Origin of the sequence: Rhizobium sp. LC145, assembly GCF_001005825.1 — a bacterium.
GTDB lineage: Bacteria > Pseudomonadota > Alphaproteobacteria > Rhizobiales > Rhizobiaceae > Neorhizobium.
This window is the reverse complement of sequence record NZ_LBHV01000004.1, coordinates 260,209-285,597: the sequence shown is the minus strand read 5'-3', so window position 1 is coordinate 285,597 and position 25,389 is coordinate 260,209. Positions and strand designations below refer to the sequence as shown.

The window sequence follows — 25,389 nt, the reverse complement described above, 5'->3', positions numbered from 1 at the left end:
ACCCGAATTGTCGCGTTATCGACAATGTGATCAGCGGCAGCGCAAAAGCTGCCGGTATCGATCAGCCCTGACGGGCCTTGAAGCGCGGGTTCTGCTTGTTGATGATGTATACGCGGCCCTTGCGGCGAACCAGACGGTTATCGCGATGACGAGCCTTCAGCGCCTTGAGCGAGTTCTTGATCTTCATTGTACTGGTCCAGCAGTCTGTGGGCCTTTTCAGGCCGCTTGTCTTTCTATCAATCAAAAGCGCGCCGCCTGTTGGTGCGAGGGGCGCGCTCTCAGTTGGGGGTGCAGATAACCCGAGCTATCGCGCCTGTCAACCTTGCGAGGGCGTTTTCCGGCCCTTCAATTCGGTGATATGCCCCATTTTCCGGCCGGGCCGGGCTTCCGTCTTGCCGTAGAGATGCACCAGCACGTCCTTTCGGGCAAGCCATTCGGGCACGGCATGAAGGTCGTCGCCGATCAGATTCGTCATCACGCAATCGGAATGGCGGGACGAATCGCCAAGGGCAAGGCCGGTGATGGCGCGGATATGCTGCTCGAACTGGGAGATGACGCAGGCCGCTTCCGTCCAGTGGCCGGAATTGTGGACGCGCGGGGCGATCTCGTTGGCGATCAGCCGGCCATCCGCCATCACGAAGAACTCCATGCCGATGACGCCGACGTAATCGAGCGCGGCGAGCAGCTTCTCCGCCGATTCGCGGGCGGCTTGCGCCGCATCCTCCGAAATGCGGGCGGGCAGGGTGGAGGTGTGGAGAATGCCGTTCCTGTGGACGTTTTCCGCCGGGTCGTAGCAGGAAACCCTGCCGTCCTTGCCGCGCGCGGCGATGATCGACACTTCGCGTTCGAACGGCACGAAGCTCTCGAGGATGAGCGGCACGCCGCCCAGAGCCTCGAATGTCCCGGCCGGATCGTCTCCAGCCGAGCGGAAGACGCGCTGGCCCTTGCCGTCATAGCCGAAGCGGCGGGTCTTCAGCACGCCCTTGCCTCCGAAATCGGCAAGCGCCGCATCGAGATCGGCCTGGCTGTCTATGGCATGGAACTTCGCCGTCTCGATGCCGCAGGCATTGAGGAACGTCTTCTCGGTCAGCCGGTCCTGGGAGACTTCCAGCGCCTTGGCGGGGGGGTGGACGGGAACCGTCTTCTGCAGCGCTTCGGCGGCGGTGACCGGCACGTTCTCGAATTCATAGGTCACGACGTCCGAGCGGCGCGCGAGTTTGGCAAGGGCAGCGGGGTCGTCATAGGCGGCGACGATCTGTTCGTTCGCCACCTGGGCGGCTGGACAGTCTGGCTGCGGCTCAAGGATGACGGTGCGGAAATTCAGCCTCGCGGCGGCGGCGGCAAGCATGCGGCCCAATTGTCCGCCGCCGATGATGCCGATCGTCCTGATGGTCATGCGGTCTTCACTCTCGGGCACTCAATCGATCGGATAATCGGCAACGGTGGCCGTCTGGCGGAGGCGCCATTCATCGAGCCGATCGGCGATATCGTCATCCTGCAGGGCGAGCACGGCGGCTGCGAGCAGGGCGGCATTGATGGCGCCGGCCTTGCCGATCGCCAGCGTTCCGACCGGAATGCCGGCCGGCATTTGCACGATCGAAAGCAGGCTGTCCTGGCCGGAAAGCGCCTTCGATTGCACCGGTACGCCGAAAACCGGCAGCGGGGTCATGGCGGCGGCCATTCCCGGCAGGTGGGCGGCTCCGCCCGCGCCGGCGATGATGACCTGGAAACCTTCCTCGCGGGCGCCCTTGGCGAAGCTCACCAGGCGGTCGGGCGTGCGATGCGCCGAAATGATACGCGCCTCGTAGCCGATATCCAGCGCTTCCAGCGTATCGGCGGCGTTTTTCATGGTTTCCCAGTCGGACTGGCTCCCCATGATGATGGCTACCGCAGGTCTTTCCGGCGACATGATCTTGCCCTCCTCACGCAATGATATCTGGAATGATCTGGTCCTCGAGCTGGCTCATCTTGTCCTTCAGCGCGAGCTTTTTCTTCTTCATTCGCTGGATTCGCAGGGCATCGCATCCGACCTGGATCATGGCGTTGATGGCAGCGTCGTAATCCTCGTGCTCCTGGCGGAGCCGCGCGAGCGCCAGCCTGACATCCGCCTGTTCCTGATCGGCCATGTTTGTGTCCCTATTCCGCTTCCGGTCTCTGCCTGGTTGCCGCGACGTGCGCAAGCTCCTACCACCAAAAGCCATTAACTGGAAGTTAGGCGTTGCCACGATTTTGCCGCGTCGATAACAAGATTTGACCTTCGACAAACGGCTCTGATCGTGTCACACTCCCGTCGCAAACCTGAAGCCTCCGGCCCAGGAGTTGGCGGGGGCAGGTACCTAAAGGAGGACATGCCACATGACCATTCAGGCTCATCTTGCATCTCTCGAAAAGAAGCACAGTGCTCTCGAAGAAGAGTTGCAAAGTGTTCTATCGTCCCCCTCTTCCGACGACCAACAGATCGCAGCAATCAAACGGCGCAAACTGCTCCTCAAAGACGAGATGGAGCGCCTAAGGTCCAAGACCCGCCACTGATCGTCGTAAACGAAAACATCCTTCGCCGCCCGCGCCGGGTTTGTTGAGTATCAGGGAAAGCAGGCGGCAAACCAATCCCGAGATAAATTTCAGGAAATCATCACGGTTCTGGTCGTGGCCGGTGTCACGACCAGAACTGATCCAGCCAGAGGTTCAGTTTGTCGAACCCCTTGTTGTTGACGGAATAGACCCGCCGGGTTCCCCTGGCGGCGACCGTCACGAGATTGCTTTCGAGCAGCGCCTTCAAATGCTGCGAAACCGCGGGGCGGCTGATCGGCAGGCCCTGCGCCAATTCATTGACCGTTTTCGGGGATCGCCGAAGCTCTTCCAGCAGATGCCGCCGGTTCGGATCAGCTATGGCTGCGAAGGGATCAACGCTCGTCATTCCCCGAACTTACGGTAAACGCCGGATGACGGCAAGATTTTATTGTGCATTGCAGCAGGAGCTTTCCTCGCCTTTGTGCCTCTGCTGCCGGAGGCTAGCGGTTGATCCTTGCCGTCGTCCGGTCTATCGGATTGTTCCAGAAGATAAACAAATGCCGCGCCCAAACAGGATATGCCATGACCGAACCGGAAGACCGTTGCCGCCTCGTGCTGATCGTGCCGGAAGGCGAGGATGCGGCAGCACAGGCGAAGGATGTCGAGGATGCTTTGCGGGGCGGTGACGTATCTTCCGTCATCCTGCCGCAATATGGTCTTGACGACCAGGCCTTCCAGAAGGGGGTCGAGAAACTGGTGCCGATCATTCAGGCGGCGGGTGCGGCGGCGTTGATCGCGGGCGATAGCCGGGTGGCCGGCCGGGCGAAGGCGGACGGCCTGCACATGAGCGGCGGCCCCGCGGAAATCGGCGAGGCGATCGAGAAGTTCACGCCGAAGCTCATCGTCGGCGCGGGCGGAGTAGCCGACCGCCATACGGCGCTGGAGATCGGAGAGCTCAGGCCCGACTATATCTTCTTTGGAAAGCTGGATGGCGATATCAAGCCGGAGGCGCATCCCAAGAACCTGGCGCTCGGGGAATGGTGGGCCTCGATGGTGGAAATCCCCTGTGTCGTGATGGGCGGCAGCGACATTGCCTCGGCTCTTGCCGTGGCCGAGACGGGGGCGGAATTCGTCGCCCTCCGCTCCGCGGTCTTCGCCCATCCTGCCGGCGCGGCTGTCGCGGTTGCGGAAATCAACGCGATGCTGGACGAAAAAGCGCCACGGTTTGAGGTTTGATGGAGCCCATGCCGCTGAACCGCCGAACCCGATCTATCCGTGATGCGCTGCTGGCGACCGCGTTCGCCTGCGCCATCCTGCCCGGGCTTGCCGCGGCGCAAGCTCAGCCGCCGGCTGTCGCGCGTCCGCTGGAGCCGGTCGCCGAGCCGATCAAGAAGGGAAGGGTCGGGGCGCAGGAGGGTAATGCGGAGGCCGGCGGCATGCAGGAGCCGGAGGCCCAGCCGGACGGCATCGTGCCTTCCGGAGGCGTCGAACTCTATCAGCGCATGGGCGCGAGACTACCGCCGGCGCCCGCTGAAAAGCCCGCTACCGGGCCTGCCGATGAGGCTTACGGCGCCTATCAGCGAGGCCTTTACGTGACTGCGCTCGACCTGGCGCTCGCCCGCGCCCAGAAAGGGGATGCCGCAGCCCAGACGCTGGTCGCCGAAATGATGATGAAGGGGTTCGGCATCAAGCGCGACGCGGAGGCCGCCACCTTCTGGTACGGGCAGGCGGCGGAGCGCGGCGATCCGGCCGGAATGTTCCAATATGCGCTGCTCTTGATGAGCGGCAGGCATGTCGCGCATGACAAGGCGAAGGCCGACGAATACATGCGCAAGGCCGCGGAGGCCGGAAACTCCTCGGCGCAGTTCAACTGGGCGCAGATCCTGGTTTCGGACAATCCCGGCGAGAAAGGGCTGAAGCTCGCGCTGCCGTTTTACGAAAAGGCTGCCGCGCAGGGGCTTGCCGATGCGCAATATGCGGTCGCGCAGCTCTACGTCGCCGTCAAGGACGCGCCGGCGGAGAAGAAGACCCAGGCCCGCGAGTGGATGGAGCGCGCCGCCATGGCCGGTTTCGATACCGCCCAGCTCGATATGGGGCTGTGGCTGGTGAACGGCGTCGGTGGCCCGCGCGATTACGAGAAGGGTTTCGACTGGCTCAGGATAGCGGCTCATCGCGGCAATGTGGTGGCCCAGAACAAGCTCGCGCATCTCTACATCAACGCGCTCGGCACGCGGCCGAACCCGGTGGAAGCGGCGAAATGGTATGTGCTTTCCCGTCGCGCCGGCCTGCAGGACCCGGCGCTCGAGGATTTCTATCTCGGTATCAACGACGACCAGCAGCGCCAGGCGATCGACGCGGCGAACAAGTTCCGGCGTGGGTGAGGAGCGATCCGGCGAAGCCGGAGAAATCGATCCTATGAATCGATTTCAGCGACGAACGCCCGAAGCGTAAGCGAAGGGCCGGAGGGGAGACTTTACACCAATTCCATGCTTCTGCCCCACGATATATCCGTAATGGCACGAACAACAATGTTGGTGGCCGCTCGTCAAAACGCAAGCCTCAGTCGCAAGGCTTGAATTTCCCGCGGTTTTGTGGTCTTGAACCGCCAATCTCGACATCGCCCGTAAAACGTCCGTCCCGATCACACGAATACGGGACACCCGCCAAGGATTTCCCGCATGGCCCGCTCCGCCCTTCTCAACGTCATGGTTCAGGCTGCCATCAAGGCCGGCAAGTCTCTCAGCCGCGATTTCGGCGAGGTGCAGAACCTGCAGGTTTCGGTGAAGGGGCCGAGCGATTTCGTTTCCCAGGCGGATCTTAGGGCAGAAAAGATCGTCCGCGAGGAGCTGATCAAGGCGCGTCCCACCTATGGCTTCCTCGGCGAGGAGAGCCAGGAGGTGAAGGGCACGGACGGCGCGCATCGCTGGATCGTCGATCCGCTCGACGGCACGACGAACTTCCTGCACGGCATCCCGCAATTCGCGGTTTCGATCGCGCTCGAACGCAACGGCGAGATCGTCGCCGGCGTCATCTTCAATCCTGCGACGGACGAGCTCTACACCGCCGAAAAGGGCGGCGGCGCCTTCCTCAACGATCGCCGCATCCGTGTCGCCTCCCGCCGCGTGCTTTCCGACTGCGTCATCGGCTGCGGCGTGCCGCATCTCGGGCGCGGCAATCACGGCAAGTTCCTGGTGGAGCTGCGCCACGTGATGGGCGAGGTAGCCGGTATGCGGCGCATGGGCGCGGCCGCGCTCGATCTCGCCTATGTGGCGGCTGGCCGTCTCGACGGCTTCTGGGAGGCCGACCTTTCGCCATGGGACATGGCGGCGGGCCTCATCCTCATCCGCGAGGCGGGCGGGTTCACCAGCGACATGAAGGGCACGACCGATATTTTCGGCAGCGGCAACGTGGTCGCCGGCAACGAACTCATCCACAAGGCGCTGATCGAGGTCGTCAACCGGCCGGTACCGACCCGCTGAGCGCTATCTGCGGGCAATAGTCCCGTGTTTTCCACGGCCTGCACACTTCAATTCGTCGCATTTTTCCACTAGCCTCCGGCCAATGGTACCCGGAGGCAAAAGGCATATCATGATGGATGCGAGGGTGGACGATCTGGACGAAGCGGAAGCGGACCGCGGCTACAACTACAAGCTCTCCAATCCCGTCCCCTTCCTCTGGACGATGGTGCTCTTCCTCATCATCGTCGGTTTTGTCTCCGCCATCCTCTACCGGCAGGCCGCGCATGCCTTCCAGACCAATCCGGGTCTCAACGGCCTCATCCTCGGCGTCCTCCTGATCGGCATCGTTCTCGTCTTCAACCAGGTGATCGGCCTCATTCCGGAGGTGCGCTGGTTCAATTCCTTCCGGGCTGCGGGCAGCGTCGAGAAGGCTGGGCGCGAACCCAGATTGCTTGCGCCGATGCGTTCGCTGATCGGCCGCCGCCAGACGCGGCTCTCGACCGCGGCCTTCCGCTCGATCCTCGATTCGATCGGCACCCGGCTCGACGAATCGCGGGACACGTCCCGCTATCTCATCGGTCTCCTGGTCTTCCTCGGCCTGCTCGGCACTTTCTGGGGCCTTATCCAGACCATCGGCTCGATCAGCAACGTCATCGGCGCGCTGGACCCTAATTCCGGTGAATCGAGCGACGTACTCGCGGCGATCAAGAGCGGGCTTGCCCAGCCGCTCTCCGGCATGGGCACGGCGTTCTCCTCCTCGCTGCTCGGCCTTTCGGGATCGCTGATCCTCGGCTTCCTCGATCTGCAGGCCGGCCGCGCGCAGAACCGCTTCTACACGGAACTCGAGAACTGGCTCTCCTCCGTGACCGATGTCGGTTCCGATCTGCCTTCCGCGCTCATCGAAACGGCGGGCGCCGCCGGTTCGACGGAAGATCTGCGGTTGGTGGCGGAGCAATTGCGCAAGCTTGCCGCCAGCCAGGCGGCGCTCGCCAAGAGCCAGGATGGGCCGCATAGCGACCGCTCGCTTGCCGCCATGGCCAATCTTGCCGAAGGCATTCAGGGCCTCGTGCGCAACATGCGCAACGAACAGCAGATGCTGCGCGACTGGATCGAGGCGCAGCAGGAGGAATCCAGGGCCCTGCGCCGGACCCTCGACCGGCTTTCCGACAAGATCGGGGGCAAGTAGGCGATGGCGCTCGCAAAGAACCGCCGTCGCGAGCGGGGTGTCGATTACTGGCCGGGTTTCGTGGACGCGCTTTCCACGCTGCTGCTCGCCATCATGTTCCTGCTCACCGTTTTCGTGCTGGCGCAGTATCTGCTCAGCCGCGAGATCAGCGGCCGCGACGCGGTTCTGAACCGGCTGAACAGCCAGATCGCCGAATTGACGGAGCTCCTGGCGCTCGAAAAGGGCAACAACCAGGACATGGAGGATATGCTGGCCACGCTGCAGTCCTCGCTTGCCACTTCGGAAAGCGAGCGTTCCCGCCTGCAGACCCTGCTCGACCAGGGCGCCGGCAGCAGCAACGCCGCCAATGCGCAGATCGGCGAGCTGACCGGCAAGCTCTCGGAAGAGCAGCAGGTGAGCGCGCGCGCCATGAACCAGATCGAGCTGCTCAACCAGCAGATCGCCGCGCTGCGCGCCCAGATCGCCGCTGTGGAGGCGGCCTTGCAGGCTTCCGAAGCGAAGGATCAGGCCTCTCAGACCCAGATCGCGGACCTCGGCAGACGCCTCAACGTGGCTCTTGCCCAGCGCGTGCAGGAGCTCAACCGCTACCGTTCCGATTTCTTCGGCCGGCTCAGGGAAATCCTCTCGGACCGCGAGAATATCCGCATCGTCGGCGACCGCTTCGTCTTCCAGTCGGAAGTGCTTTTCCCGCCAGGCGGCGATCAGCTCGATCCCGCAGGACAGGCGGAGATGGACAAGCTTGCCGTCGCGCTGCTCGACCTCGCCAAGGAAATTCCGCCCGAGATCAACTGGGTGCTGCGCGTCGACGGGCATACGGACAATGTCCAGCTTTCCGGCTCCGGCCGCTTCCGGGACAATTGGCAGCTTTCCTCGGCCCGCGCCACTTCGGTCGTCAAACACCTGATTTCCAAGGGGGTGCCGGCGAACCGCCTCGTGGCCGCGGGCTTCGGCGAATATCAGCCGATCGCCGAGGGCGACACGCCGGAGGCGCGTTCGCAGAACCGCCGCATCGAACTGAAGCTGACCGAGCGCTGAGCAAGAACCCATTCATGGCCAATCGCAAGCCGGACATGGCCGCCCTCCTGAAGGCGGTCGCCGAAAGCCCCAAGCGCGACAACAGCGCCTATCACAAGGCCATAGCCGAAGCCCGCGAAGCTTTCGAACAGGCGGAGGTGCTGCTCGGCGGACCGGTCGAAGTGCGGACCAAGACCAAGGTGAAGCGCAACGGCGAGTATGTCGTGAAGTGGACCTTCAAACCCGCAGAGTAACCGGTGGGCTTCAGAGAGCGGCGGCGCTCTGCCGTTCGATATCGTGGAACTGCAGCCGGGCGAGCTTGGCGTAGAGCCCGCCGGCGGCGACGAGGCTCTGATGAGTGCCTTCTTCGACGATGCGGCCATCATCCATAACCAGAATACGGTCCGCCTTCAGCACCGTCGCCAGGCGGTGGGCGATCACCAGCGTCGTGCGATCCCGCATAAGGCCATCCAGGGCTTTCTGCACCAGCGTCTCGCTTTCGGCATCGAGCGCGGAGGTCGCCTCGTCGAGCAGCAGCACCGGCGCGTTCTTGAGGATCGCCCGGGCGATTGCGATCCGCTGGCGCTGGCCGCCCGAAAGCGTGATGCCGCGTTCGCCGGCCACGGTGTCGTAGCCCCGGTCGAGCCTTGAGATGAACTCGTCCGCCTGTGCGGCGACGGCCGCGGCGCGCACGGTCTCGCGGCTTGCATCCGGGCGGCCGAAGGCGATGTTGTCGTGGATGGAGGCGGCGAAGATCGTCACGTCCTGGGGCACGATGGCGAGCCGCGAACGGAGATCGGAGAGCGCGGCCTGACGGAGATCGACGCCGTCGAGGCGCACGGCGCCGGCGGTCGGATCGTAGAAGCGCAGGAGCAGCGAGAGGATCGTGCTCTTGCCGGCGCCGGAGGGGCCGACGATCGCGACGGTCTCACCGGCTCGAATCCGGAAGGAAAGATCGTTGAGGGTGATGGCGCTGACGCGCGCCGGATAGGCGAAGGAGACGCCCTCGAACTCCACTTCGCCGCGTGCCGGGGAGGGGAGCGCGACCGGGTTCTCGGGATCGCGGACGGCAGGCACTTCGTGCAGCAGTTCGGTCAGCCGCTCGGCCGCGCCGCCCGCCTGGGAAAGCTCGCCCCATACCTCTGAAAGCTGGCCGAGAGAACTGGCGACGATGACTGAGTAGAGCACGAACTGACCGAGCGTGCCGGCGGTCATGGTGCCGGAAAGAACGCTTTGGGCGCCATACCAGAGGACGCCGACGATGCTGCCGAAGACGAGGAGGATGGCAAAGCCGGTCAGCAGCGCCCGCGCCCGGATGGCGGCGCGCGCTGCATCATAAGCTGCCTCCACGGCTCCGCCGTAGCGGCTTTCGGAAGCGGCCTCGCTACCGAAAGCCTGAACCGTCCGGGTCGCGCCGATGGTTTCGGCGGCGAAGGCGGAGGTTTCGGCAAGCGTATCCTGGGCCGCGCGCGAACGTCGGCGCACCGAGCGTCCGAAGGCGACGAGCGGAAAGACGATCAGCGGGATGGCGCCGAGCACGAGACCCGAGAGGCGCGGGCTCGTATAGATCATCATGCCCATCGCGCCGAGACAGAGAATCGTATTGCGAAGCGCCTGGGAGGCCGCCGAGCCGAAGGCCGACTTGATCTGTGTCGTATCCGCCGTCAGCCGGGAAACGATCTCGCCCGACTGGTTGACGTCGAAGAAGGAGGGCGAAAGCCGCGTCACATGGGCGAAGACCTCGCGGCGCAAATCCGCCACCACTCGCTCGCCGATGGTGATGACGTAATAATAGCGCATGGCACTGGCAACCGCGAGAAGGGCGGCGAGCGCCAGCAGCATGCCGAAATAGTTGTTGATGAAGCTGCCGTCGGCGGCGGCGAAGCCATGGTCCACCATGCGGCGCACGGCAAGCGGCAGCGCCAGTGTAGTCGCGGCGGCCAGTACCAGAAAGAAAACGGCGGCGGCGACCAGCCGGCGATAGCGGGCAAGATAGGGGAGGAGCCTTGCGAGCGGTTTCAGCGCCCTGCCTTTGTTTTCGGTTTCTTGGGCTTCGGCCAATTTTTCCCTCTGTTTTCCTTCGGCCGCTTCAAGGCCATACGGGTACTTGTACTTCCGGCGACCTTCCTGTATAGGCTCCGCATCGAATTGGGAAGCCGTGGCCGGATCGGTCTGCGGCTTCATTTATTGAAGAGGCTTCCCGCTCGCAATTGCGACAAATGGACCTCGTGAGAGCAGGATTATCGACATGAAGGCTGACATTCATCCCGACTACCACACGATCAAGGTCGTCATGACCGATGGTACCGAATACGAGACCCGCTCGACCTGGGGTTCGGAAGGCGCGACCATGAACCTTGAAATCGATCCGAAGTCCCATCCGGCCTGGACCGGCGGCAACCAGCAGCTCATGGACCGCGGCGGCCGCGTTTCCAAGTTCAACAAGCGTTTCGGTGGCCTCGGCCTCTGATTCCTTGTCTGGATCGAACGAACAAGGAGCCTGGCGCAAGCCGGGCTTTTTTGTTTTTGGGAATGCCAGCATGGGCGAGACGATCAGCTTTCCAAACTCCGAATTATACGTATAATCCGTTTTGTTGCATAAGGATACCCTGGATGGCTACGGTCGGTTCTCTCGAATTCCAACGCAAGTTCGGAGAATATCAGCATAAAGCGCAGCGGGAGCCGGTTGAGATCACTCGTCACGGCCGGCGTGAGTTCGTGCTCATGTCGGCGAGCCAATATGACTGGTTGAAAGCTGCGGCGCAGCGAGCCCATCGTACAGAGGACGCAACCGATATCGTCACCGAAGCGGTCGAGCGAGCTGAGATGGAACCCGAGCAAGCAAAGCTCGACGATCTCCTGAAGTAAGGTGATCCGGTGGGTTTGCCTGATCCCAAGCCGGGTCTTGTCGTTCGCTACGATTATGTATGGGTGCATGAAGCGGCGGCAGGACAGGATCGCCGCAAGGATCGCCCTACCTGTCTTGTGGCCGCCAGCGACAGTGCGGCTCGTCCGCGCTATGTCGTGCTGTTGCCGATAACCCATACGCCGCCATCGGGCGATACGATCGGAATTGAGATCCCCTCGAAGGTGAAGAGCGCGATCGGCCTGGACGATCTACCGAGCTGGGTCATCGTTTCGGAGTATAACGTTGACGAATGGCCGAATGGCGGCTTGTCGCAAGTGCCGAACCGAACCGGCGAATTCAGCTACGGGTTCATTCCGCCGGGTCTGTTCACGGCGATCAAAACCAAATTCCTGGAATTGGCAAAGTCGAAGAGAACCGCCGCTATACGCCGTTGAACTCTTGGGCCTACAGAAGCGGCTGCCGTTCTCTTCAATTTCCGAAGGCGGTGTGCAGCAGGCTGATCTGGGCGCGGACGCTGTTTTCGTTGTCCGGGATCACCGGAGCGTCGCCCGGGCGATAGATCTCGCGGTCGAGGAGAGCGATGCGGTTCTGCAGGCGCAGCGAGCGTTCGACGAGATCGCGGAAGCCTTCCGGCAGGTCGAGCCAGCCGGGCGCGCTGCGATCGACGTTGAAGCCGTCGAGGCGGACCTTGCTCTTTTCGGAAAGCACCTGCTCGCGACTCATCTCGCCATTGTTGACGGCGCGCTGCAGGAGCAGCCAGGAAGCCATCTGCATCAGGCGGGTGGTGAGGCGCATGGATTCAGCGGCATAGAGAACGGATGCCATGCGGGGCAGAACCTTGGAGGCGGCGCGCCCGGTGCCGTCGAGATAGCTCGCGGTCTCCTCGACCAGTGCCATGCCTTCGGAATAGAGCGCCTTGAACTGCGGGGAGGCAGCGGCGCGTCCAGCAAAGCTGATCGTGTTCAATCCCTGTTCTGACATGATTTCATTCCCGCTAACGCATCACATTCAGGCAATGGGGACGTCGGCAGAAGGTTCCCGTGCCGTTCTAATTGACCTGAACATGAGCCTTATAGCGGAAATCCGCAAGACGTTTCTTAAGGAAAGGTTAATACCCACAATTTCGGTGGGAACCATTAAAAGAAGAGCCGCAAAAGCGGCTCTCAAGGTAAAACAGGGAGAAAATCAGACCCATTCGCCGAACGGTGAAACTGTCTGAATCCAGAAGGTCTGGATGCCCCATGATATAGTCCATTAATGATTAATACGGGGTTAAGCCGGTTGCCGGTTTCACAGAATTCCCGGTTTGACGCAGGCTTTCAGCTCTTGAAGAAACTGTCCGCCGCGCGCCGGCCGGCCGTCTTGCGCTCCTTCTCCGCCTCCATCCGGAGGATTTCCTCCTTCAGGAACCCGATGCGGGTGTCGAGTTCGTCCACCGAGAGCATCGAAAGATCGGAGCCCAGTTCGTGGGCGGCAGGCTTTTTCGGTCTATCGTCATCGAGAAAGCTCATGCTGACTCTCCTGCGGTTGGTTCGTGTCCGTTGCGGCCTCCGTGTTGGCGCGCGGATCGAGCGACAGTCCTTCCGGCGTTCCCAGCGGTGTCGTCCCGGCGGGCGCGGTCGTGTAGGTGTCGCGCTCGTCCACCGGTACGGGGGGACGGGCGCGGCTGCGCAGGACCGCATAGGCCGACACTAGAATATGCGCACCGGCGGTAACTGCAAAGACCGCATGCGGCCCGAGCGAAGTCATCACCGGCCCGCCGAGACTGGGGCCGATGATCGTGCCTATGCCGAAGAGCAGCAGCAGCCCGCCCGAGACCTTCACGAAATCCTCCGGTGCGGCAAAGTCGTTGGCGTGCGCCACGGCGATTGGATAGAGCGCGTTGGCAGTCGCGCCGTAAAGGGCGACCAGAACGATGATGGCGTAGACGTTTACCGGCTGGAAAAGCACGAGGGCCAGCCCGGCGACTGCCGAGACGGCGGAAAGCCCCGCCAGCACATGGCGGCGGTCCATGCGGTCGGAAAGGCGGCCTGCGGGGAACTGCATGATGGCGCCCGCGAAAATGGTGATGCTGACCATGGCGGCGACCGCGCCGTGGTCCAGCCCCACACGCGTGGCGAAGACGGCGCCGAGCGTACCGTAGGCGCCGTTTGCGATGCCGATCAGGAGGATGCCGACAGAGGCGATGGGCGAATTGCGGAAGAGCGCCCTGAGATCAAGGTTAACGCGCTTCAGCGGCTGCGGGGAGGCGGCCTTGGAAAGCGTCGTCGGCAATTGCGCGACGCAATAGAGCATGCCGCAGACCATGAAGAGCAGCGGCGTGGAAACATCCGAGAAGGGCACCATGAGCTGCCCGCCGACCACACCAAACAGGGTGATGGAGATATAGAAGGAGAAGATCGTACCGCGACTCTCGTTGGTCGCCCGCTCGTTCAGCCAACTTTCGATGATCATCGAGGTGCCGGCCGTGCAGAAGCCGGTGATGGCGCGCAGCACCAGCCAGGAGGTCTGCTCGACGAAAATGCCGGTGATGAGCACGTTGAAGCAGATCAGCGCCAGGAAGCCGGAAAACGCCCGCACATGGCCTATACGCCGTACCACGCTCGGAGCCACGAAGCAGCCGAGCACGAAGCCTGCGGCCCAGGTGGTTCCGAGCAGGCCGAGAACATCGTTGGAGTAACCTTCCTGGGTGCCGCGGAGCGGCAGAAGCAATCCCTGGAGACCGTTGCCGAGGAAGAGAAAAAGTGTACCGGTGAGGAGGGCGAGGACTGGCAGCAGGTTTCGGCTCATTTCGATACTGTCTTTTTCTCTCGTACCGGTGATCAACCCTGAAAATGCAGGGCAGCGAGTAGCTATGTTGCCTTGTAGTAAAGCAGGCGTTAACGCAGTCCTCGGCGGATGTTCCCTTGCTGAGGCTATCTGTGGTGAAGTGCAAAAATGTCCAGCCTATGGCGGCGGGGCGAGGTTAAAAAGCGATGACGAAAACAATCTCGGTCCTGCTGATCCTGGCCATGCTGGTGCAGATCATCCGTCCGCTCGACCTGCCGGGCCTGAGGCGGCGGGGAGATTTCTGGAAGCTTGCGGTTTTCGCCTTCGCGATATGGGCGGTGGCGCTGCTGCTCAGGGAATTTACCTGATCACCAGTCGATAGCGCCGCGCATGGCGGAAACGCATCGGCCGGAAATGCTGACATCGCGGACGATGCCGCCCTGCTTTCTCACGTCGAGCTCGATGACGCTCGCGCGGCCCATCTCCACGCCCTGCTCGACGGTGATGTGGGTATCGAGATCCGCCTCCTCGGCAAGCGTCGCCAGATAGGCGGCAAGTGCTGCCGAAGCACTACCGGTCGCCGGGTCTTCCATCACGTTGTCGAGCGGCGCGAACATGCGGGCGCGCACCCGCCAGGGCTCCTGGCGGACATAGAGGAAAAGCGAAAAGTCCGTCACCTGGTGCCGGCCTGCCGCTTCGCGGAAGGCGGAAAGATCGGGGCACGCGGCACCAAGCGCCTCGAGACTGTCGATCTCGGCAAGCGCGAAGGGCAGGCCCACGGAGGCGAAGATCGGCGCGTGCGTTTGGGTCAGCACCATGGCGGGCTCGATCGAAGCGCAGCGGGCGATAAGATCGGGCGTCACCTCGTCGCCGACATCAAGAGGGCGCGGCGCGCGGATGGTGGCGCCGATGACGCGGCTTTCCTCCCGCAGGAGTTCGACCTCCACCAATCCCGCCAGTTCCTCGAAGCGCAGCCTGTCGCCAACCGGCGTGCCGAAGAGTTCGGGCCGCTGGCCGAGCACATAGGCGGTTCCGACATTCGGATGGCCGGCGAAGGGAACTTCCACCGTCGGCGTGAAGATGCGCACACAGGCGCTGTTTTCCGGATCTTCGGGCGGCAACACGAAAGTGGTTTCCGAATAGCCGAACTCCGCCGCGATCTTCTGCATGGCCTCGTCGCTAATGCCACGCGCATCGGTGATCACGGCAAGCGGATTGCCGCTGAAGCGTTCGGAGGTGAAGACATCGACGGTGACGTATTCGGCGGTCGGCATGGAGCCTCCTCTGAAGAGAGTATCGCGATTTAAACGCTTCGTCCCAGCGTCCACCAGCCAATGTTTTTGATCGCTCCATCAGCAAAACAGAAGCGACAGGAGGGCTTCGCGTCAGGCGAGGCCGTGGTCCTTCATTGCCTTCTGTTCGTCGGCGGTGACATAGGCGAAAATCTTCGGTTCGCCGCTCGCGATCGTGACGAAATAGAAATTGGTGAAGCGGATAGTGCCTGCCTTGCGCGCCTTGTTTTCGTAGGCGAATTCCCAATCGACCACCGCGACCGCATGAAGCTCGTCGAGCGGCGTGATTTGCAGACCCTGCAGCAGCATCCGCTTTCCGCCGACCTTTCGGTAATGTGCGAAGCCCTGGGGTATCACCGCCCTGAGCTTGTCGTCATTGGTGCCGGCGAACACGCCTTGCGGGGCCGAGCCGACGAAGTGTTCCGCAAAGGCGTCGGCAAGGCGATCGAAATCTGCCGCCTGCGGGTCCGTGAGAGCCTGGTCGCTGATCCGGCCGTAATCATCGAACAGGGCGCGGACCTGTGTGTTCAAGTCGCTCATGGTTCACCTCCTTCCCATGGAACGCCAGAGGTGCAATTAGGTTCGGAGGCGCAAAATGAAAGGCCGTGCCGGAGTGCCGGCACGGCCATCCCGCAGAGCGCGGACATGGCATATCGCCTGAGATTAACGATATGCTTTACAGCCGATCATCAGGACTTCTTGACGCTTGCGGCGTAGATTTGATCGATCGTTTCGGCCAGGCTCGCATCGAATTCTGCGTCACTCATCGTGACGCGCAGGTTTTCCGCCAAGGCGCGGGAGAAACTCGCGATCATGCCATGGTTATGGCCGAGCTTTTCGCAGGCTTCCGCGGTGCTGTAGCCGCCGGAAAGGGCGACGACGCGAACGACCGACTTATGAGCGATCAGAGGAGCGTAGAAATCGGCGACCGTCGGGATCGTCAATTTAAGCATGACTGTCTCGCCCGCGGGAAGCTTGTCGAGTTGTTGTGCAATCTCATCGCGCAAAATGGCTTCGGCCTGTTCCTTCGTCGGGCTCTTGATGGAAACTTCAGGCTCGATGATCGGCATGAGACCCTGGCCGATGATCCGGCGCGCCACCTCGAACTGCTGCTGCACGACGGCGGCGATCCCGGCCTTATCGGCGTGGCCGATCACCGAGCGCATCTTGGTTCCGAATATCCCCTTTTCGCGACCGCGGATCAGGAGAGTATCCAGATCGGGCATGGGCTTCATCGTTTGAACGCCGTTTTCTTCGGTGTTCAGGCCCTTGTCGACTTTGAGGAAGGGCACGACGCCCCGCTTTTCCCAGAGATAGGACGGAACAGCCTGACCATCGACGTCGCCGTCCATGGTCCGCTCGAACAGGATAGCGCCGATAACCTTGTCGCCCATGAAGGCGGGCGCGCTCATGATGCGGACGCGCATGGCGTGCACCAGGCGGAACATCTCCTCATCACCCTGATAGTCGGCATCGGATACGCCATAAAGGCGCAACGCTCCAGGTGTTGAACCACCGCTTTGGTCCAGCGCCGCAATAAATCCGGGCGCAGAACTCATCTTGTTCAACATCTTCGCGTCCACCATACTACACTCCTGTCCCTAAACTTGGCGCGAAACGCGCTCATCTCCCAATCTGACAATTCGCCGATAACAGAAGTTATAGAGAAGGAAAATCCTGCCTTAAACGACTGAAACGATTGAAATTATTTCAATCGTTTAAAACAAATAAATTTTTTAAAAGCTCTTGACCGGTTGACGCCCGGGCCTATGTCCGAGCGCCGTTTCCACCGAATCCGGCTCAGGCGTTCTTGGCGAGCACGGCCACGCCAGGCAGTTCCTTGCCTTCCATCCATTCCAGGAAAGCGCCCCCGGCTGTGGAAACATAGCTGAAATCGTCGGCCACGTCAGCATGATTGAGAGCTGCCACCGTATCGCCGCCGCCGGCGACCGAGATCAGCTTGCCCGCTTTCGTCTCTTCGGCCGCGTGTTCTGCGGCTGCGACCGTCGCCGCATCGAAGGGCTCGATTTCGAAAGCGCCGAGCGGACCGTTCCAGACGAGGGTATTGGCCCGGGAAATCCAGGAATTAATCGCCTCGATGGATTTCGGCCCCACATCCAGCACCATGGCGTCGGCGGGAATGGCATCGATGCTCACCACCTCGTTGGCGGCGCCCGCCTTGAACTCGCGTGCGACGACGCCATCCACCGGCAGGATGATGGCGCAGCCGGCGGATGCGGCCTCGATCATGATCTGTTTGGCGGTATCGGCAAGGTCGTGCTCGCAGAGCGATTTGCCCACATTGGTGCCGCGCGCGGCGATGAAGGTATTGGCCATGCCGCCGCCGATCACCAGCGCATCGACCTTCTTCACGAGGTTCGTAAGGAGGTCGATCTTGGTGGAAACCTTGGCGCCGCCGACGATCGCCACGACCGGATGGACCGGATTGCCGAGGCCCTTTTCCAAGGCCTCCAGCTCTTCCTGCATGGTGCGGCCGGCATAGGCCGGCAGATGGTGGGCAAGACCTTCGGTCGAGGCATGCGCGCGATGGGCGGCGGAAAAGGCGTCGTTGACGTAGATGTCGCCGTTCTTCGCCAGTTCTTTCGTGAAGGCGGGGTCGTTCTTCTCTTCACCCTTGTGGAAACGGGTGTTTTCCAGAAGCAGGATATCGCCGTCAGCCATCTTCGCGATTGCTTCCTCGGCGGCGGGGCCGATGCAATCGGAAGCGAAGAGAACCGCATGATCGAGCACCTGCTCGACAGTGGGGACGATCAGCGACAGCGACATGTCGGCAACGGGCTCACCCTTCGGACGGCCGAAATGGGCGAGCAGGATCACCTTGGCGCCCTTTTCAGACAATTCCAGGATGGTGGGCGCGACGCGCTCGATACGGGTCGTGTCCGTCACCTTGCCGTCGGCAACGGGAACGTTGAGATCGACGCGCACGAGCGCGCGCTTGCCTGCGATGTCGGAAAGGTCGTCGAGGGTCTTGAAGGCCGGCATGGCTGGATGCATCTCCTGGGAAGTGGTTGGAGCCGGACCATACTATGCCTGACCGGTGACGCAAGACTTAGAGTTTTAGGCGACGAACGCTTCTCTGATGTATGACGGCGAGGATGAGAATGCCGGAGCCGTCGATTTCGTAGAGGACGATATGGCTTCCGTGTTCATGCCGCCGGACGCCCTCGCCAATCTAGGTGGCGGGCCGTCCCATTCGCGGATTGTCTACCAAAAGCTGGAAGCAGTCCTCCATATCGTCCTTGTAAAGACGAGCCTGCCTCAACCCGAATTGCTCGATACCGTAGATGAAGATATCGAGGATTTCGCTTTCCGCCCTGGCGGTCAGCCGGTAGCTATTCACGAATACCCTCGCGGGTTGCCGCTATATGTTCGGCTTCTGCGAAAAGATCATCCAAGCTGCGGGCGCCGATTCCGCTGGCACGAGAATTTGCAACGAGCTGTCGAAGCTCATCCATGGTGAATTCGCGCCCGCGCCGCTCCCGGTCGCGGCGAACCAGATCGCGCACATAGTCGCTGGCGCTGGCATATTCACCTTTTTCAACTTGCGCCTCGATCCATTCCTTCATCGGATCGGGCAAGGAGACACGGTCATGGTTGCCATATCAAATCTCCTATTCCGTTGATCATGACATAAATAGGAAAAAATCACAAAAATTCTTATCGCAACCAATTAAACGGTGGTGCCGGGACCTTCCGGTGGACCGCCGGTTGCCGGTCTGCCTCTCTGCCTGCGCAGGAAATCGCGGACACGGTGGGCGATCTCGCGCATGTTGATAAAGATCGGCAGGTTGGTCGCGGGCTCGACCGGTTCCAGAGAGATGCCGATGCCGTGGATATTGTCGTGCTCGTCGAGTTCGCGGACGATCAGCACGATCGAGCCGAAACGCATGCGGTCGGCGTAATCCGCCTTGCCGCCGAGACGGTGGACCATCAGTTCCCCGACGGTCATGTCCTTTTCGGCAGGGGTGAGCAGGCCGGGGCCATAGGCCGCGTCGAGCTCCTTGGCGGGACCGGCCGGTGAAATCGAGAAGGCGCCGAAGAATTCGGTATCGTCCTCCTCCACCGGTACGCGGCTGGCAAAGAGCCGGTCGAGCAGGCGCGTATAGGCCGGCGAGACGAAGAGATAGACCTGATCGCCTTCGCGCAACCGGCCGGCATACTGATAGCGCATGCTCTTGCCGTCGCGGATGACGAGCGAGGGCATGGCCCAGCGCGGAATGCGCTCGCCGCTGAGAATGGGGCTGTCCTTCACGACGCGGTAGGAGATCAGCTCGTGATGGGCGGCGCCCGGCAGGTCGAGCTCCACCTTGTCTACCGCGCCCATCCTGGGCGGAGTGATGAGGCCGAGCCGTTGGGCCACCGGCTTGATCGTCCAGCCTTGCAGGAAGAGCGAGACAAGCACGATGATGAAGGCGGTGTTGAAGTAGATCACGCCGTTTTCGAGCCCGCCGATGACCGGCAGGATGGCGAGCAGAATGGAGACCGCGCCGCGCAGGCCGACCCAGGCGACGAAGCCTGTTTCCTGCTGCGTGAGGTCATAGGGCATCAGGCTGAGCCATACGGCGATCGGGCGGGCGACGAAGATCAGGAAAAGCGCTAGCGCCACCGCAGGCAGGATGATCGGCGGGAACTGCGAAGGCGTGGCGAGCAGGCCCAGCACGAGGAACATGATGATCTGCGCCAGCCAGGTAAGCCCCTCATGGAAACGGGCGATCGCCTGCTTGGCGAACATGCGGCGGTTGCCCGCATAGATACCGGCGACATAGACGGCAAGAAAGCCGCTGCCGCCGATCGCGCCGGTGAAGGCGAAGACGAGGAGTGCCAGCGTCAGCGCGAAGATCGGCGCGAGCCCGCGATCGGAGGTGAAGCGGTTCAGCACCCATACGATCATCATGCCGCCGAGCAGGCCGAAGATCATGCCGAGCCCCATTTCCTCGATGAAGAGAAACAGGAAGTGCAGGTCGAGCCCTCCGAAGCCCCGCCCCGACGCCAGCAGATCGACGAGGGCGATGGTGAGGAAGATCGCCATCGGGTCGTTGGTGCCGGATTCCACCTCCAGCGTGGAGCGCACCTTGTCGCGGATGTTGATGCCGCCGATGCGCAGCAGGAAGAAGACGGCCGCCGCATCCGTCGACGCGACGATGGAACCGAGCAGCAGGCCTTCGAGAAGCGAGAGCCCGAGAAGCAGCGAGGCGGCAAAGGCGAAGATGGCCGCCGTCACGAGCACGCCGACGGAGGCAAGCGTGAGCGCCGGCAGGGCGGCGATGCGGAAGGAGTGGATCGAAGTGCCGAAGCCGGAATCGAAGAGCACGATCGCCAGCGCCAGGGAGCCCAGCATGTAGGAGAAGGGGAAATTGTCGAATTGGATGCCGAGGCCATCGACGCCGGCGATCAGCCCGATCGACAGGAAGATGAGCAGCAGCGGCGCGCCGAAGCGGTAGGCGAGCAAGCTCGAGAATGCGGCCGCCAGCACCAGGATCGTGCCGACCAAGAGGATGATGTAGAATGCCTCCACGAAGCCGTTCCTTCCTTCACACACAGCCCATGCCGTCCGCACGATTCCCGCCTCCCAGCACCCGCCAATGGCGGGCACCGTGCCGTTGTCGCCGGGCGACGCTGAGGTATGAGGCGGATTCCGGCGGGAGCGCCGGGGAATCGGACAATGACCTGATTAGGCAGGAACAATTCCGGCAAGAGAAGGGCAGGCAACGAAAAAGAAGAGCGGGCCGGAGATTTTCCGGCCCGCTCTTCTTTACTGGATGAAATTGCCCCCCACCCTAACCCTCTCCCCGCTTGCGGGGAGAGGGGACGTGCCACACTCGACGTTGCGGATATGGCGGACCATCGAGGCGTATGTCCTTCTCCCCGTCAGAACGGGGAGAAGGTGCCGGCAGGCGGATGAGGGGCAATCGATAGGAAGGATCAGATCAGCTTCGCGAAAGCGACCGCGGTGTCGTTCATGCGGTTGGAGAAGCCCCATTCGTTGTCGTACCAGGTGAGGATACGCACGAAGTTGCCTTCCATGACCTTGGTCTGGTCGATCGCGAAGATCGAGGAGTGGTTGTCGTGGTTGAAGTCGCGGGAGACGAGCGGCTCTTCCGTGTAGCCGAGGACGCCCTTCAGCTTGCCGTTGGCGGCGGCCTTGATGGTCTCGTTGATTTCCTGGACCGTGGTTGCCTTCTTGGCGACGAACTTGAAGTCGACGACCGAGACGTTCGGGGTCGGAACGCGGATCGACGTGCCGTCGAGCTTGCCCTTGAGGTGCGGCAGGACGAGGCCGACGGCCTTGGCGGCGCCGGTGGAGGTCGGGATCATCGACAGAGCGGCAGCGCGGGCGCGGTACAGATCCTTGTGCATCTGGTCGAGCGAGGGCTGATCGTTCGTGTAGGAGTGGATCGTGGTCATGAAGCCGTGGTCGATGCCCACTGCGTCGTCAAGAACCTTCACGACCGGAACCAGGCAGTTCGTGGTGCAGGACGCATTGGAGATGACCATGTGCTCGCTGGTGAGCTGGTCATGGTTGACGCCATAGACGACCGTCAGGTCAGCGCCTTCGGCCGGGGCCGAGACGAGGACGCGCTTGGCGCCGGCGGTCAGGTGTGCTGCGGCCTTTTCACGCGCGGTGAAGATGCCCGTGCATTCCATCGCGATATCGACGCCGAGTTCCCTGTGCGGCAGGGTTGCCGGGTCCTTGATCGCGGTGACCTTGATCGGCCTGCCGTTGTTGATGGTGATGGTGTCGCCCTCGACCTTCACCTCGGCCGGGAAACGACCGTGGATGGAGTCGTAGCGCAGCAGGTGAGCATTGGTCTCGACGGGGCCGAGATCGTTGATGGACACCACTACGATGTCGGTGCGGCCGGATTCGACGATGGCGCGCAGGATGTTGCGGCCGATGCGGCCGAAGCCGTTGATGCTCACTTTCACAGTCATTTCACAAACTCCCGCTTGTTCTCAAATCTTCACGTTGTTGCGTCAGCCGAGACGCTGTTCAGCAGCGGCGACAACCGCTTCCGCGGTGATGCCGAAGTGCTTGAACAGCTCCTTGGCGGGGCCGGAGGCGCCGAAGGACTTCATGCCGATGAAGACGCCGTCGGAGCCGATGATGTGGTCCCAGCCCTCACGGACGGCAGCCTCTACGGCAATCTTGACCGGCGCATGGCCGATGATCGCCTCGATATAATCTTCCGATTGTTCGGCGAAGAGCTCGACGCAGGGCACGGAGACGACGCGCGTCGGGATGCCCTTCTGCTCCAGCACGCCCTGAGCCTTGATGGCGATCTCGACTTCCGAGCCGGAAGCGAAGATCGAAACCTTGGCATCGCTTGCCGAAATCAGCTCGTAGGCGCCATAGGCGCAGAGGTTCTTCTCTTCGTATTCCTTGCGCGCCGGCGTCAGGTTCTGGCGGGTGAGAGCCAGGCCGGACGGGCGGTGCTTCTCCTTCAGCGCGAGCTGCCAGCATTCCGCCGTTTCGGTCTCGTCGGCCGGGCGGAAGAGGAGCAGGTTGGGGATGGCGCGGAGTGCCGCCAGATGCTCGACCGGCTGGTGGGTCGGGCCGTCTTCGCCGACGCCGATGGAATCATGCGTCCAGACGTGGACGACGCGGATGCCCATGAGTGCGGCGAGGCGAACCGAGGGACGGCAGTAATCGGAGAAGATTAGGAAGCCGCCGGAATAGGGGATGAGGCCGCCGTGAAGCGCGATGCCGTTCATGGCGGCGGCCATGGCATGCTCGCGGATGCCCCAATGCACGTAGCGGCCGGTGAAATCGGTCGGGGTGATCGACTTCATCTGGCTGGTCTTGGTGTTGTTGGACGGCGTCAGATCCGCCGATCCGCCGATCGTCTCGGTGACGATGCTGTTGATGATCTCGAGCGTGTCCTCGGACGCCTTGCGGGTGGCGACCGTCGGGTTGTTCTCGGCGACCTTCTTCTTGAAGGCGTCAATGGCGCTGTCGAAGCCGCCCGGCAGGTCGCCGGCGAAGCGCCGCACGAATTCCGCCTTCTTCTCCGGGGCGGTGGCGGCAAGGCGCTCTTCCCATTCCTTGCGGGCCTTGGTGGAGCGCAGACCGGCGAGGCGCCAGGCATCCAGCACGTCGGCGGGAACGGTGAAGGCTTCCGCCTCCCAGTTCAGCGCCTTGCGGGTGGCGGCGATTTCTTCCGCACCGAGCGGCGCGCCGTGGACCTTGTGGGTGCCGGCCTTGTTCGGAGCGCCGAAGCCGATGACGGTCTTGCAGGCGATGAAGGTCGGGCGATCCGATTTCTGCGCCTCTTCGATCGCGGCCGCGATCTGGTCGATGTCGTGGCCGTCGATGGCGATCGTGTTCCAGTTGGCGGCCTTGAAGCGGGCGACCTGGTCGGTCGAGTCGGCCAGCGAAACGGCGCCGTCGATGGTGATGGAGTTGTTGTCCCAGAAGAGGACGAGCTTGTTGAGCTTCAGGTGGCCGGCGAGCGTGATCGCCTCCTGGCTGATGCCTTCCATGAGGCAGCCGTCGCCGCACAGCGCATAGGTATGGTGGCTCTGCAGATCGCTGCCGAATTCGGTTTCGAGCTTGCGCTCGGCGATCGCCATGCCGACGGCGTTGGCAATGCCCTGGCCGAGCGGACCCGTGGTGGTCTCGATGCCCGAGGCGTGGCCGTATTCCGGATGGCCGGCGGTCTTCGAACCGAGCTGGCGGAACTGCTTCAGATCCTCGATCGTCATATCCTCGTAGCCGGTGAGGTAGAGGAGAGAATAGAGCAGCATCGAGCCGTGGCCGGCGGACAGAACGAAGCGGTCGCGATCGGGCCAGAGCGGGTTCTTCGGGTCGAATTTCAGGTAGCGCGTGAAGAGAACCGTCGCGATGTCGGCCGCGCCCATCGGAAGGCCGGGATGGCCGGAATTGGCCTTTTCCACAGCATCCATGGCAAGGAATCGGATCGCATTCGCCATCCGGTTATGTTTGTCGCGAGAGGTCATGGCTAATCCGTTTTTCCGGTGTCGATCACGGTCTGGGAGAGGACCGTATGAAAGCGGGTGATCCTTAGCAGGTGCAACGCGCAAGTCAATAAAACTGCGCCCCGGAAAAGGGCCTCTTGGCCAACAATCCCGCAGCCTGCTTGAATTATGAGCAGGCATGGCGAGTGCTTGCAATACTTCGAAAAAAGCGGTGATCCACAGGTAGGACAGGCACTTAACCGCGGGTTTGTTGACCGGTTTCGTGACGGGGACTAGTCTCGCGTCATGTCGGAAAGGGCGGCTTCACGATTCGGCCAGCCCTCGGTGCCAGCAGCGGAAAAAAGTGGATGCCCGCGGAAAAGACGGTGGAGCAGGCGATTTCGGAACTCAAGGCAGCAATCGGGGGCCTGGAGAACGCCGTCGATATGCGCATCGAGCGACAGCGCATGAACAGCGATGTCGAGGGCGAGGTAAAGCGGGTGCATGCCGACCGGGCAAGGCTCGCACAGGAACTCGACCAGTCGCAATTCAGGGCGAACCGTCTGGAAGAGGTCAACCGGGAGGTTTCCCGGCGGTTGGTGACGGCGATGGAGACGATCCGCGCCGTGCTGGATCGTTAAACGAGGATATGGGATGGCCCAGGTTACGGTGACGATCGACGGCAAGGCCTATCGCATGGCCTGCGAGGAGGGGCAGGAGAATCACCTGGCCGAACTCGCCGATCGCTTCGACAGCTATGTGGGTCATCTCAAGGGGCAGTTCGGAGAAATCGGCGATCTGCGCATCACGGTGATGGCCGGCATCATGATCATGGACGAGCTTTCGGAAATGACGCGCAAGATCGCGGCGCTGGAAGGCGAGATCGCTTCGCTCGCGTCCAATCGCGACGGCGCCCTGGAAGTGCAGCAGCGCAGCGACGAGGCCGTGGCGCTGGCGCTCAGCGACCTCGCCGTGCGGCTCAACGGGCTGACGGCCAAGCTCAACGGCCGTGTTGCCGCAACGGTCAATTGATCCGGCCATGAGGAAAAATCAATAGGCGCCACTGGCGCAAATCAAGCTTCGCCCTTATATTGCGAACGCGGTCTGCGCCTCTCGACAGGAACCACAATCCCTGGGGCCATACTCGATCCAAAGGGAGCTGTCCCTGACCAGGCCCGTGGGCTTGGACACACGGTGCCCACCTACGTTTGTAGGCGCCCAGGATCGTAAATCTCCATCGGTTGCCGTGGATCGCGCTTTCTTCTTTTTCGAGTTTCGTGAGGCCGTGGCATCCTCCTTTCACGGCGTCCGCGAACCGGCTGTGCCGTCGGGTTTCACCGGCTTGAGGCATTA

At 62.3% G+C, this 25,389-nt stretch carries 30 protein-coding genes, 1 other RNA gene and 1 pseudogene; 14 read left to right on the top strand and 18 right to left on the bottom strand.

Annotated features, from left to right (window positions below):
* Window positions 1–61: 61 nt before the first annotated feature.
* The 4 genes from ykgO to YH62_RS12945 form a co-directional block, all read right to left on the bottom strand.
* Window positions 62–187, bottom strand: coding sequence for a type B 50S ribosomal protein L36 (ykgO, locus tag YH62_RS12960; protein ID WP_003497670.1), 126 nt, complete (start codon window positions 185–187; stop codon window positions 62–64).
* A gap of 129 nt (window positions 188–316) precedes the next feature.
* Complete coding sequence (locus tag YH62_RS12955; protein ID WP_046794630.1) at window positions 317–1,396, bottom strand: 5-(carboxyamino)imidazole ribonucleotide synthase; 1,080 nt, start codon at window positions 1,394–1,396, stop codon at window positions 317–319.
* A gap of 21 nt (window positions 1,397–1,417) precedes the next feature.
* Window positions 1,418–1,909 (bottom strand): 5-(carboxyamino)imidazole ribonucleotide mutase, encoded by a 492-nt coding sequence (purE, locus tag YH62_RS12950; protein ID WP_046794629.1) that lies wholly within the window; start codon window positions 1,907–1,909, stop codon window positions 1,418–1,420.
* A 13-nt stretch (window positions 1,910–1,922) separates the two neighbouring features.
* The gene (locus YH62_RS12945) at window positions 1,923–2,126 is read right to left on the bottom strand and encodes a DUF465 domain-containing protein (protein ID WP_046794628.1); all 204 of its coding nucleotides are present in this window, start codon (window positions 2,124–2,126) and stop codon (window positions 1,923–1,925) included.
* Window positions 2,127–2,355: 229 nt separating this feature from the next.
* Between YH62_RS12945 and YH62_RS29465 the strand changes: the two genes are divergently transcribed.
* On the top strand, window positions 2,356–2,532 hold the full coding sequence (locus tag YH62_RS29465; RefSeq protein ID WP_046794627.1) for a DUF465 domain-containing protein: 177 nt from the start codon (window positions 2,356–2,358) through the stop codon (window positions 2,530–2,532).
* Window positions 2,533–2,656: 124 nt separating this feature from the next.
* Here YH62_RS29465 and YH62_RS12935 read toward each other — a convergent pair whose 3' ends face one another.
* The gene (locus YH62_RS12935; RefSeq protein ID WP_046794626.1) at window positions 2,657–2,917 is read right to left on the bottom strand and encodes a metalloregulator ArsR/SmtB family transcription factor; all 261 of its coding nucleotides are present in this window, start codon (window positions 2,915–2,917) and stop codon (window positions 2,657–2,659) included.
* A 176-nt stretch (window positions 2,918–3,093) separates the two neighbouring features.
* Here YH62_RS12935 and YH62_RS12930 point away from each other — a divergent pair, with 176 nt between their 5' ends.
* From YH62_RS12930 to YH62_RS12905, 6 genes are all read left to right on the top strand, one after another.
* Window positions 3,094–3,747 (top strand): thiamine phosphate synthase, encoded by a 654-nt coding sequence (locus YH62_RS12930; protein WP_046795078.1) that lies wholly within the window; start codon window positions 3,094–3,096, stop codon window positions 3,745–3,747.
* A gap of 8 nt (window positions 3,748–3,755) precedes the next feature.
* On the top strand, window positions 3,756–4,892 hold the full coding sequence (locus YH62_RS12925) for a tetratricopeptide repeat protein (RefSeq protein WP_046795077.1): 1,137 nt from the start codon (window positions 3,756–3,758) through the stop codon (window positions 4,890–4,892).
* 297 nt (window positions 4,893–5,189) lie between these two features.
* Window positions 5,190–5,990, top strand: a complete 801-nt coding sequence (locus YH62_RS12920; protein ID WP_046794625.1) for an inositol monophosphatase family protein — start codon at window positions 5,190–5,192, stop codon at window positions 5,988–5,990.
* Between the two features lie 109 nt (window positions 5,991–6,099).
* Complete coding sequence (locus tag YH62_RS12915) at window positions 6,100–7,155, top strand: hypothetical protein (RefSeq protein WP_046794624.1); 1,056 nt, start codon at window positions 6,100–6,102, stop codon at window positions 7,153–7,155.
* A gap of 3 nt (window positions 7,156–7,158) precedes the next feature.
* The gene (locus YH62_RS12910) at window positions 7,159–8,190 is read left to right on the top strand and encodes a peptidoglycan -binding protein (RefSeq protein WP_046794623.1); all 1,032 of its coding nucleotides are present in this window, start codon (window positions 7,159–7,161) and stop codon (window positions 8,188–8,190) included.
* A gap of 14 nt (window positions 8,191–8,204) precedes the next feature.
* On the top strand, window positions 8,205–8,423 hold the full coding sequence (locus YH62_RS12905) for a hypothetical protein (RefSeq protein ID WP_046794622.1): 219 nt from the start codon (window positions 8,205–8,207) through the stop codon (window positions 8,421–8,423).
* Window positions 8,424–8,433: 10 nt separating this feature from the next.
* Here YH62_RS12905 and YH62_RS12900 read toward each other — a convergent pair whose 3' ends face one another.
* On the bottom strand, window positions 8,434–10,230 hold the full coding sequence (locus YH62_RS12900; protein ID WP_046795076.1) for an ABC transporter transmembrane domain-containing protein: 1,797 nt from the start codon (window positions 10,228–10,230) through the stop codon (window positions 8,434–8,436).
* Window positions 10,231–10,417: 187 nt separating this feature from the next.
* On the opposite strand from YH62_RS12900, the gene rpmE reads away from it, so the two are divergent.
* The 3 genes from rpmE to YH62_RS12885 all read left to right on the top strand — a co-directional run bounded on the left by rpmE (window position 10,418) and on the right by YH62_RS12885 (window position 11,472).
* Window positions 10,418–10,639, top strand: coding sequence for a 50S ribosomal protein L31 (gene rpmE / locus YH62_RS12895; RefSeq protein WP_046794621.1), 222 nt, complete (start codon window positions 10,418–10,420; stop codon window positions 10,637–10,639).
* A gap of 143 nt (window positions 10,640–10,782) precedes the next feature.
* Window positions 10,783–11,037 (top strand): type II toxin-antitoxin system prevent-host-death family antitoxin, encoded by a 255-nt coding sequence (locus YH62_RS12890; RefSeq protein WP_046794620.1) that lies wholly within the window; start codon window positions 10,783–10,785, stop codon window positions 11,035–11,037.
* 9 nt (window positions 11,038–11,046) lie between these two features.
* A complete protein-coding gene (locus YH62_RS12885; protein ID WP_046794619.1) occupies window positions 11,047–11,472 on the top strand; it encodes a hypothetical protein in 426 nt (141 codons plus the stop codon).
* Window positions 11,473–11,506: 34 nt separating this feature from the next.
* Here the strand turns inward: YH62_RS12885 and YH62_RS12880 are convergent, their stop codons facing one another.
* From YH62_RS12880 to YH62_RS12870, 3 genes are all read right to left on the bottom strand, one after another.
* The gene (locus YH62_RS12880; protein ID WP_046794618.1) at window positions 11,507–12,019 is read right to left on the bottom strand and encodes a DUF1465 family protein; all 513 of its coding nucleotides are present in this window, start codon (window positions 12,017–12,019) and stop codon (window positions 11,507–11,509) included.
* 338 nt (window positions 12,020–12,357) lie between these two features.
* Window positions 12,358–12,549: a DUF1192 domain-containing protein gene (locus YH62_RS12875; protein WP_046794617.1), complete on the bottom strand. Its 192-nt coding sequence runs from the start codon at window positions 12,547–12,549 to the stop codon at window positions 12,358–12,360.
* Window positions 12,533–13,828: an MFS transporter gene (locus YH62_RS12870; protein ID WP_046794616.1), complete on the bottom strand. Its 1,296-nt coding sequence runs from the start codon at window positions 13,826–13,828 to the stop codon at window positions 12,533–12,535. The genes YH62_RS12875 and YH62_RS12870 overlap by 17 nt, the downstream gene beginning before the upstream one ends.
* A 185-nt stretch (window positions 13,829–14,013) precedes the next feature.
* Between YH62_RS12870 and YH62_RS30500 the strand changes: the two genes are divergently transcribed.
* On the top strand, window positions 14,014–14,175 hold the full coding sequence (locus YH62_RS30500; RefSeq protein ID WP_170986347.1) for a hypothetical protein: 162 nt from the start codon (window positions 14,014–14,016) through the stop codon (window positions 14,173–14,175).
* Here the strand turns inward: YH62_RS30500 and YH62_RS12865 are convergent, their stop codons facing one another.
* The 9 genes and pseudogenes from YH62_RS12865 to tkt form a co-directional block, all read right to left on the bottom strand.
* Window positions 14,176–15,081, bottom strand: coding sequence for a PhzF family phenazine biosynthesis protein (locus tag YH62_RS12865; RefSeq protein WP_046794615.1), 906 nt, complete (start codon window positions 15,079–15,081; stop codon window positions 14,176–14,178). It lies immediately after the preceding gene.
* A gap of 111 nt (window positions 15,082–15,192) precedes the next feature.
* Window positions 15,193–15,639: a hypothetical protein gene (locus YH62_RS12860; protein ID WP_046794614.1), complete on the bottom strand. Its 447-nt coding sequence runs from the start codon at window positions 15,637–15,639 to the stop codon at window positions 15,193–15,195.
* A gap of 149 nt (window positions 15,640–15,788) precedes the next feature.
* Window positions 15,789–16,685, bottom strand: a complete 897-nt coding sequence (locus YH62_RS12855; protein ID WP_046794613.1) for a fructose bisphosphate aldolase — start codon at window positions 16,683–16,685, stop codon at window positions 15,789–15,791.
* Window positions 16,686–16,899: 214 nt separating this feature from the next.
* Window positions 16,900–18,102 (bottom strand): phosphoglycerate kinase, encoded by a 1,203-nt coding sequence (locus YH62_RS12850; RefSeq protein WP_046794612.1) that lies wholly within the window; start codon window positions 18,100–18,102, stop codon window positions 16,900–16,902.
* Window positions 18,103–18,169: 67 nt separating this feature from the next.
* Window positions 18,170–18,460: pseudogene (locus tag YH62_RS12845) on the bottom strand (type II toxin-antitoxin system RelE/ParE family toxin).
* The gene (locus tag YH62_RS12840; protein ID WP_348625756.1) at window positions 18,453–18,698 is read right to left on the bottom strand and encodes a type II toxin-antitoxin system ParD family antitoxin; all 246 of its coding nucleotides are present in this window, start codon (window positions 18,696–18,698) and stop codon (window positions 18,453–18,455) included. Before YH62_RS12840 ends, YH62_RS12845 begins: the two are co-directional and overlap by 8 nt.
* A gap of 92 nt (window positions 18,699–18,790) precedes the next feature.
* Complete coding sequence (locus tag YH62_RS12835) at window positions 18,791–20,635, bottom strand: potassium/proton antiporter (RefSeq protein ID WP_046794611.1); 1,845 nt, start codon at window positions 20,633–20,635, stop codon at window positions 18,791–18,793.
* Between the two features lie 407 nt (window positions 20,636–21,042).
* Window positions 21,043–22,053, bottom strand: coding sequence for a type I glyceraldehyde-3-phosphate dehydrogenase (gene gap / locus YH62_RS12830; protein WP_046794610.1), 1,011 nt, complete (start codon window positions 22,051–22,053; stop codon window positions 21,043–21,045).
* A gap of 42 nt (window positions 22,054–22,095) precedes the next feature.
* Complete coding sequence (gene tkt, locus YH62_RS12825; RefSeq protein ID WP_046794609.1) at window positions 22,096–24,078, bottom strand: transketolase; 1,983 nt, start codon at window positions 24,076–24,078, stop codon at window positions 22,096–22,098.
* Window positions 24,079–24,404: 326 nt separating this feature from the next.
* Here tkt and YH62_RS12820 point away from each other — a divergent pair, with 326 nt between their 5' ends.
* The 3 genes from YH62_RS12820 (at window position 24,405) to ssrS (ending at window position 25,293) form a co-directional block, all read left to right on the top strand.
* Window positions 24,405–24,677: a DUF4164 domain-containing protein gene (locus YH62_RS12820; RefSeq protein ID WP_046794608.1), complete on the top strand. Its 273-nt coding sequence runs from the start codon at window positions 24,405–24,407 to the stop codon at window positions 24,675–24,677.
* A gap of 13 nt (window positions 24,678–24,690) precedes the next feature.
* Window positions 24,691–25,068, top strand: coding sequence for a cell division protein ZapA (locus tag YH62_RS12815; protein WP_046794607.1), 378 nt, complete (start codon window positions 24,691–24,693; stop codon window positions 25,066–25,068).
* Window positions 25,069–25,134: 66 nt separating this feature from the next.
* Window positions 25,135–25,293: non-coding RNA, 6S RNA (gene ssrS, locus YH62_RS29460), on the top strand.
* Window positions 25,294–25,389 lie beyond the last annotated feature (96 nt).

Excerpts from the sequence above, each read along its gene's own strand:
- YH62_RS12880 (WP_046794618.1), bottom strand. The coding sequence starts at position 12,019 with ATGTCAGAACAGGGATTGAACACGATCAGCTTTGCTGGACGCGCCGCT.
- YH62_RS12820 (WP_046794608.1), top strand. The coding sequence starts at position 24,405 with ATGCCCGCGGAAAAGACGGTGGAGCAGGCGATTTCGGAACTCAAGGCA.
- ykgO (WP_003497670.1), bottom strand. The coding sequence starts at position 187 with ATGAAGATCAAGAACTCGCTCAAGGCGCTGAAGGCTCGTCATCGCGAT.
- YH62_RS12945 (WP_046794628.1), bottom strand. The coding sequence starts at position 2,126 with ATGGCCGATCAGGAACAGGCGGATGTCAGGCTGGCGCTCGCGCGGCTC.
- gap (WP_046794610.1), bottom strand. The coding sequence starts at position 22,053 with ATGACTGTGAAAGTGAGCATCAACGGCTTCGGCCGCATCGGCCGCAAC.
- YH62_RS12925 (WP_046795077.1), top strand. The coding sequence starts at position 3,756 with ATGCCGCTGAACCGCCGAACCCGATCTATCCGTGATGCGCTGCTGGCG.
- YH62_RS12915 (WP_046794624.1), top strand. The coding sequence starts at position 6,100 with ATGATGGATGCGAGGGTGGACGATCTGGACGAAGCGGAAGCGGACCGC.
- YH62_RS12930 (WP_046795078.1), top strand. The coding sequence starts at position 3,094 with ATGACCGAACCGGAAGACCGTTGCCGCCTCGTGCTGATCGTGCCGGAA.
- YH62_RS12920 (WP_046794625.1), top strand. The coding sequence starts at position 5,190 with ATGGCCCGCTCCGCCCTTCTCAACGTCATGGTTCAGGCTGCCATCAAG.
- YH62_RS12890 (WP_046794620.1), top strand. The coding sequence starts at position 10,783 with ATGGCTACGGTCGGTTCTCTCGAATTCCAACGCAAGTTCGGAGAATAT.
- YH62_RS12815 (WP_046794607.1), top strand. The coding sequence starts at position 24,691 with ATGGCCCAGGTTACGGTGACGATCGACGGCAAGGCCTATCGCATGGCC.
- YH62_RS12870 (WP_046794616.1), bottom strand. The coding sequence starts at position 13,828 with ATGAGCCGAAACCTGCTGCCAGTCCTCGCCCTCCTCACCGGTACACTT.
- YH62_RS12955 (WP_046794630.1), bottom strand. The coding sequence starts at position 1,396 with ATGACCATCAGGACGATCGGCATCATCGGCGGCGGACAATTGGGCCGC.
- YH62_RS29465 (WP_046794627.1), top strand. The coding sequence starts at position 2,356 with ATGACCATTCAGGCTCATCTTGCATCTCTCGAAAAGAAGCACAGTGCT.
- YH62_RS30500 (WP_170986347.1), top strand. The coding sequence starts at position 14,014 with ATGACGAAAACAATCTCGGTCCTGCTGATCCTGGCCATGCTGGTGCAG.
- YH62_RS12850 (WP_046794612.1), bottom strand. The coding sequence starts at position 18,102 with ATGCCGGCCTTCAAGACCCTCGACGACCTTTCCGACATCGCAGGCAAG.
- YH62_RS12865 (WP_046794615.1), bottom strand. The coding sequence starts at position 15,081 with ATGCCGACCGCCGAATACGTCACCGTCGATGTCTTCACCTCCGAACGC.
- YH62_RS12935 (WP_046794626.1), bottom strand. The coding sequence starts at position 2,917 with ATGACGAGCGTTGATCCCTTCGCAGCCATAGCTGATCCGAACCGGCGG.
- YH62_RS12855 (WP_046794613.1), bottom strand. The coding sequence starts at position 16,685 with ATGGTGGACGCGAAGATGTTGAACAAGATGAGTTCTGCGCCCGGATTT.
- YH62_RS12875 (WP_046794617.1), bottom strand. The coding sequence starts at position 12,549 with ATGAGCTTTCTCGATGACGATAGACCGAAAAAGCCTGCCGCCCACGAA.
- rpmE (WP_046794621.1), top strand. The coding sequence starts at position 10,418 with ATGAAGGCTGACATTCATCCCGACTACCACACGATCAAGGTCGTCATG.
- tkt (WP_046794609.1), bottom strand. The coding sequence starts at position 24,078 with ATGACCTCTCGCGACAAACATAACCGGATGGCGAATGCGATCCGATTC.
- YH62_RS12860 (WP_046794614.1), bottom strand. The coding sequence starts at position 15,639 with ATGAGCGACTTGAACACACAGGTCCGCGCCCTGTTCGATGATTACGGC.
- YH62_RS12905 (WP_046794622.1), top strand. The coding sequence starts at position 8,205 with ATGGCCAATCGCAAGCCGGACATGGCCGCCCTCCTGAAGGCGGTCGCC.
- YH62_RS12910 (WP_046794623.1), top strand. The coding sequence starts at position 7,159 with ATGGCGCTCGCAAAGAACCGCCGTCGCGAGCGGGGTGTCGATTACTGG.
- purE (WP_046794629.1), bottom strand. The coding sequence starts at position 1,909 with ATGTCGCCGGAAAGACCTGCGGTAGCCATCATCATGGGGAGCCAGTCC.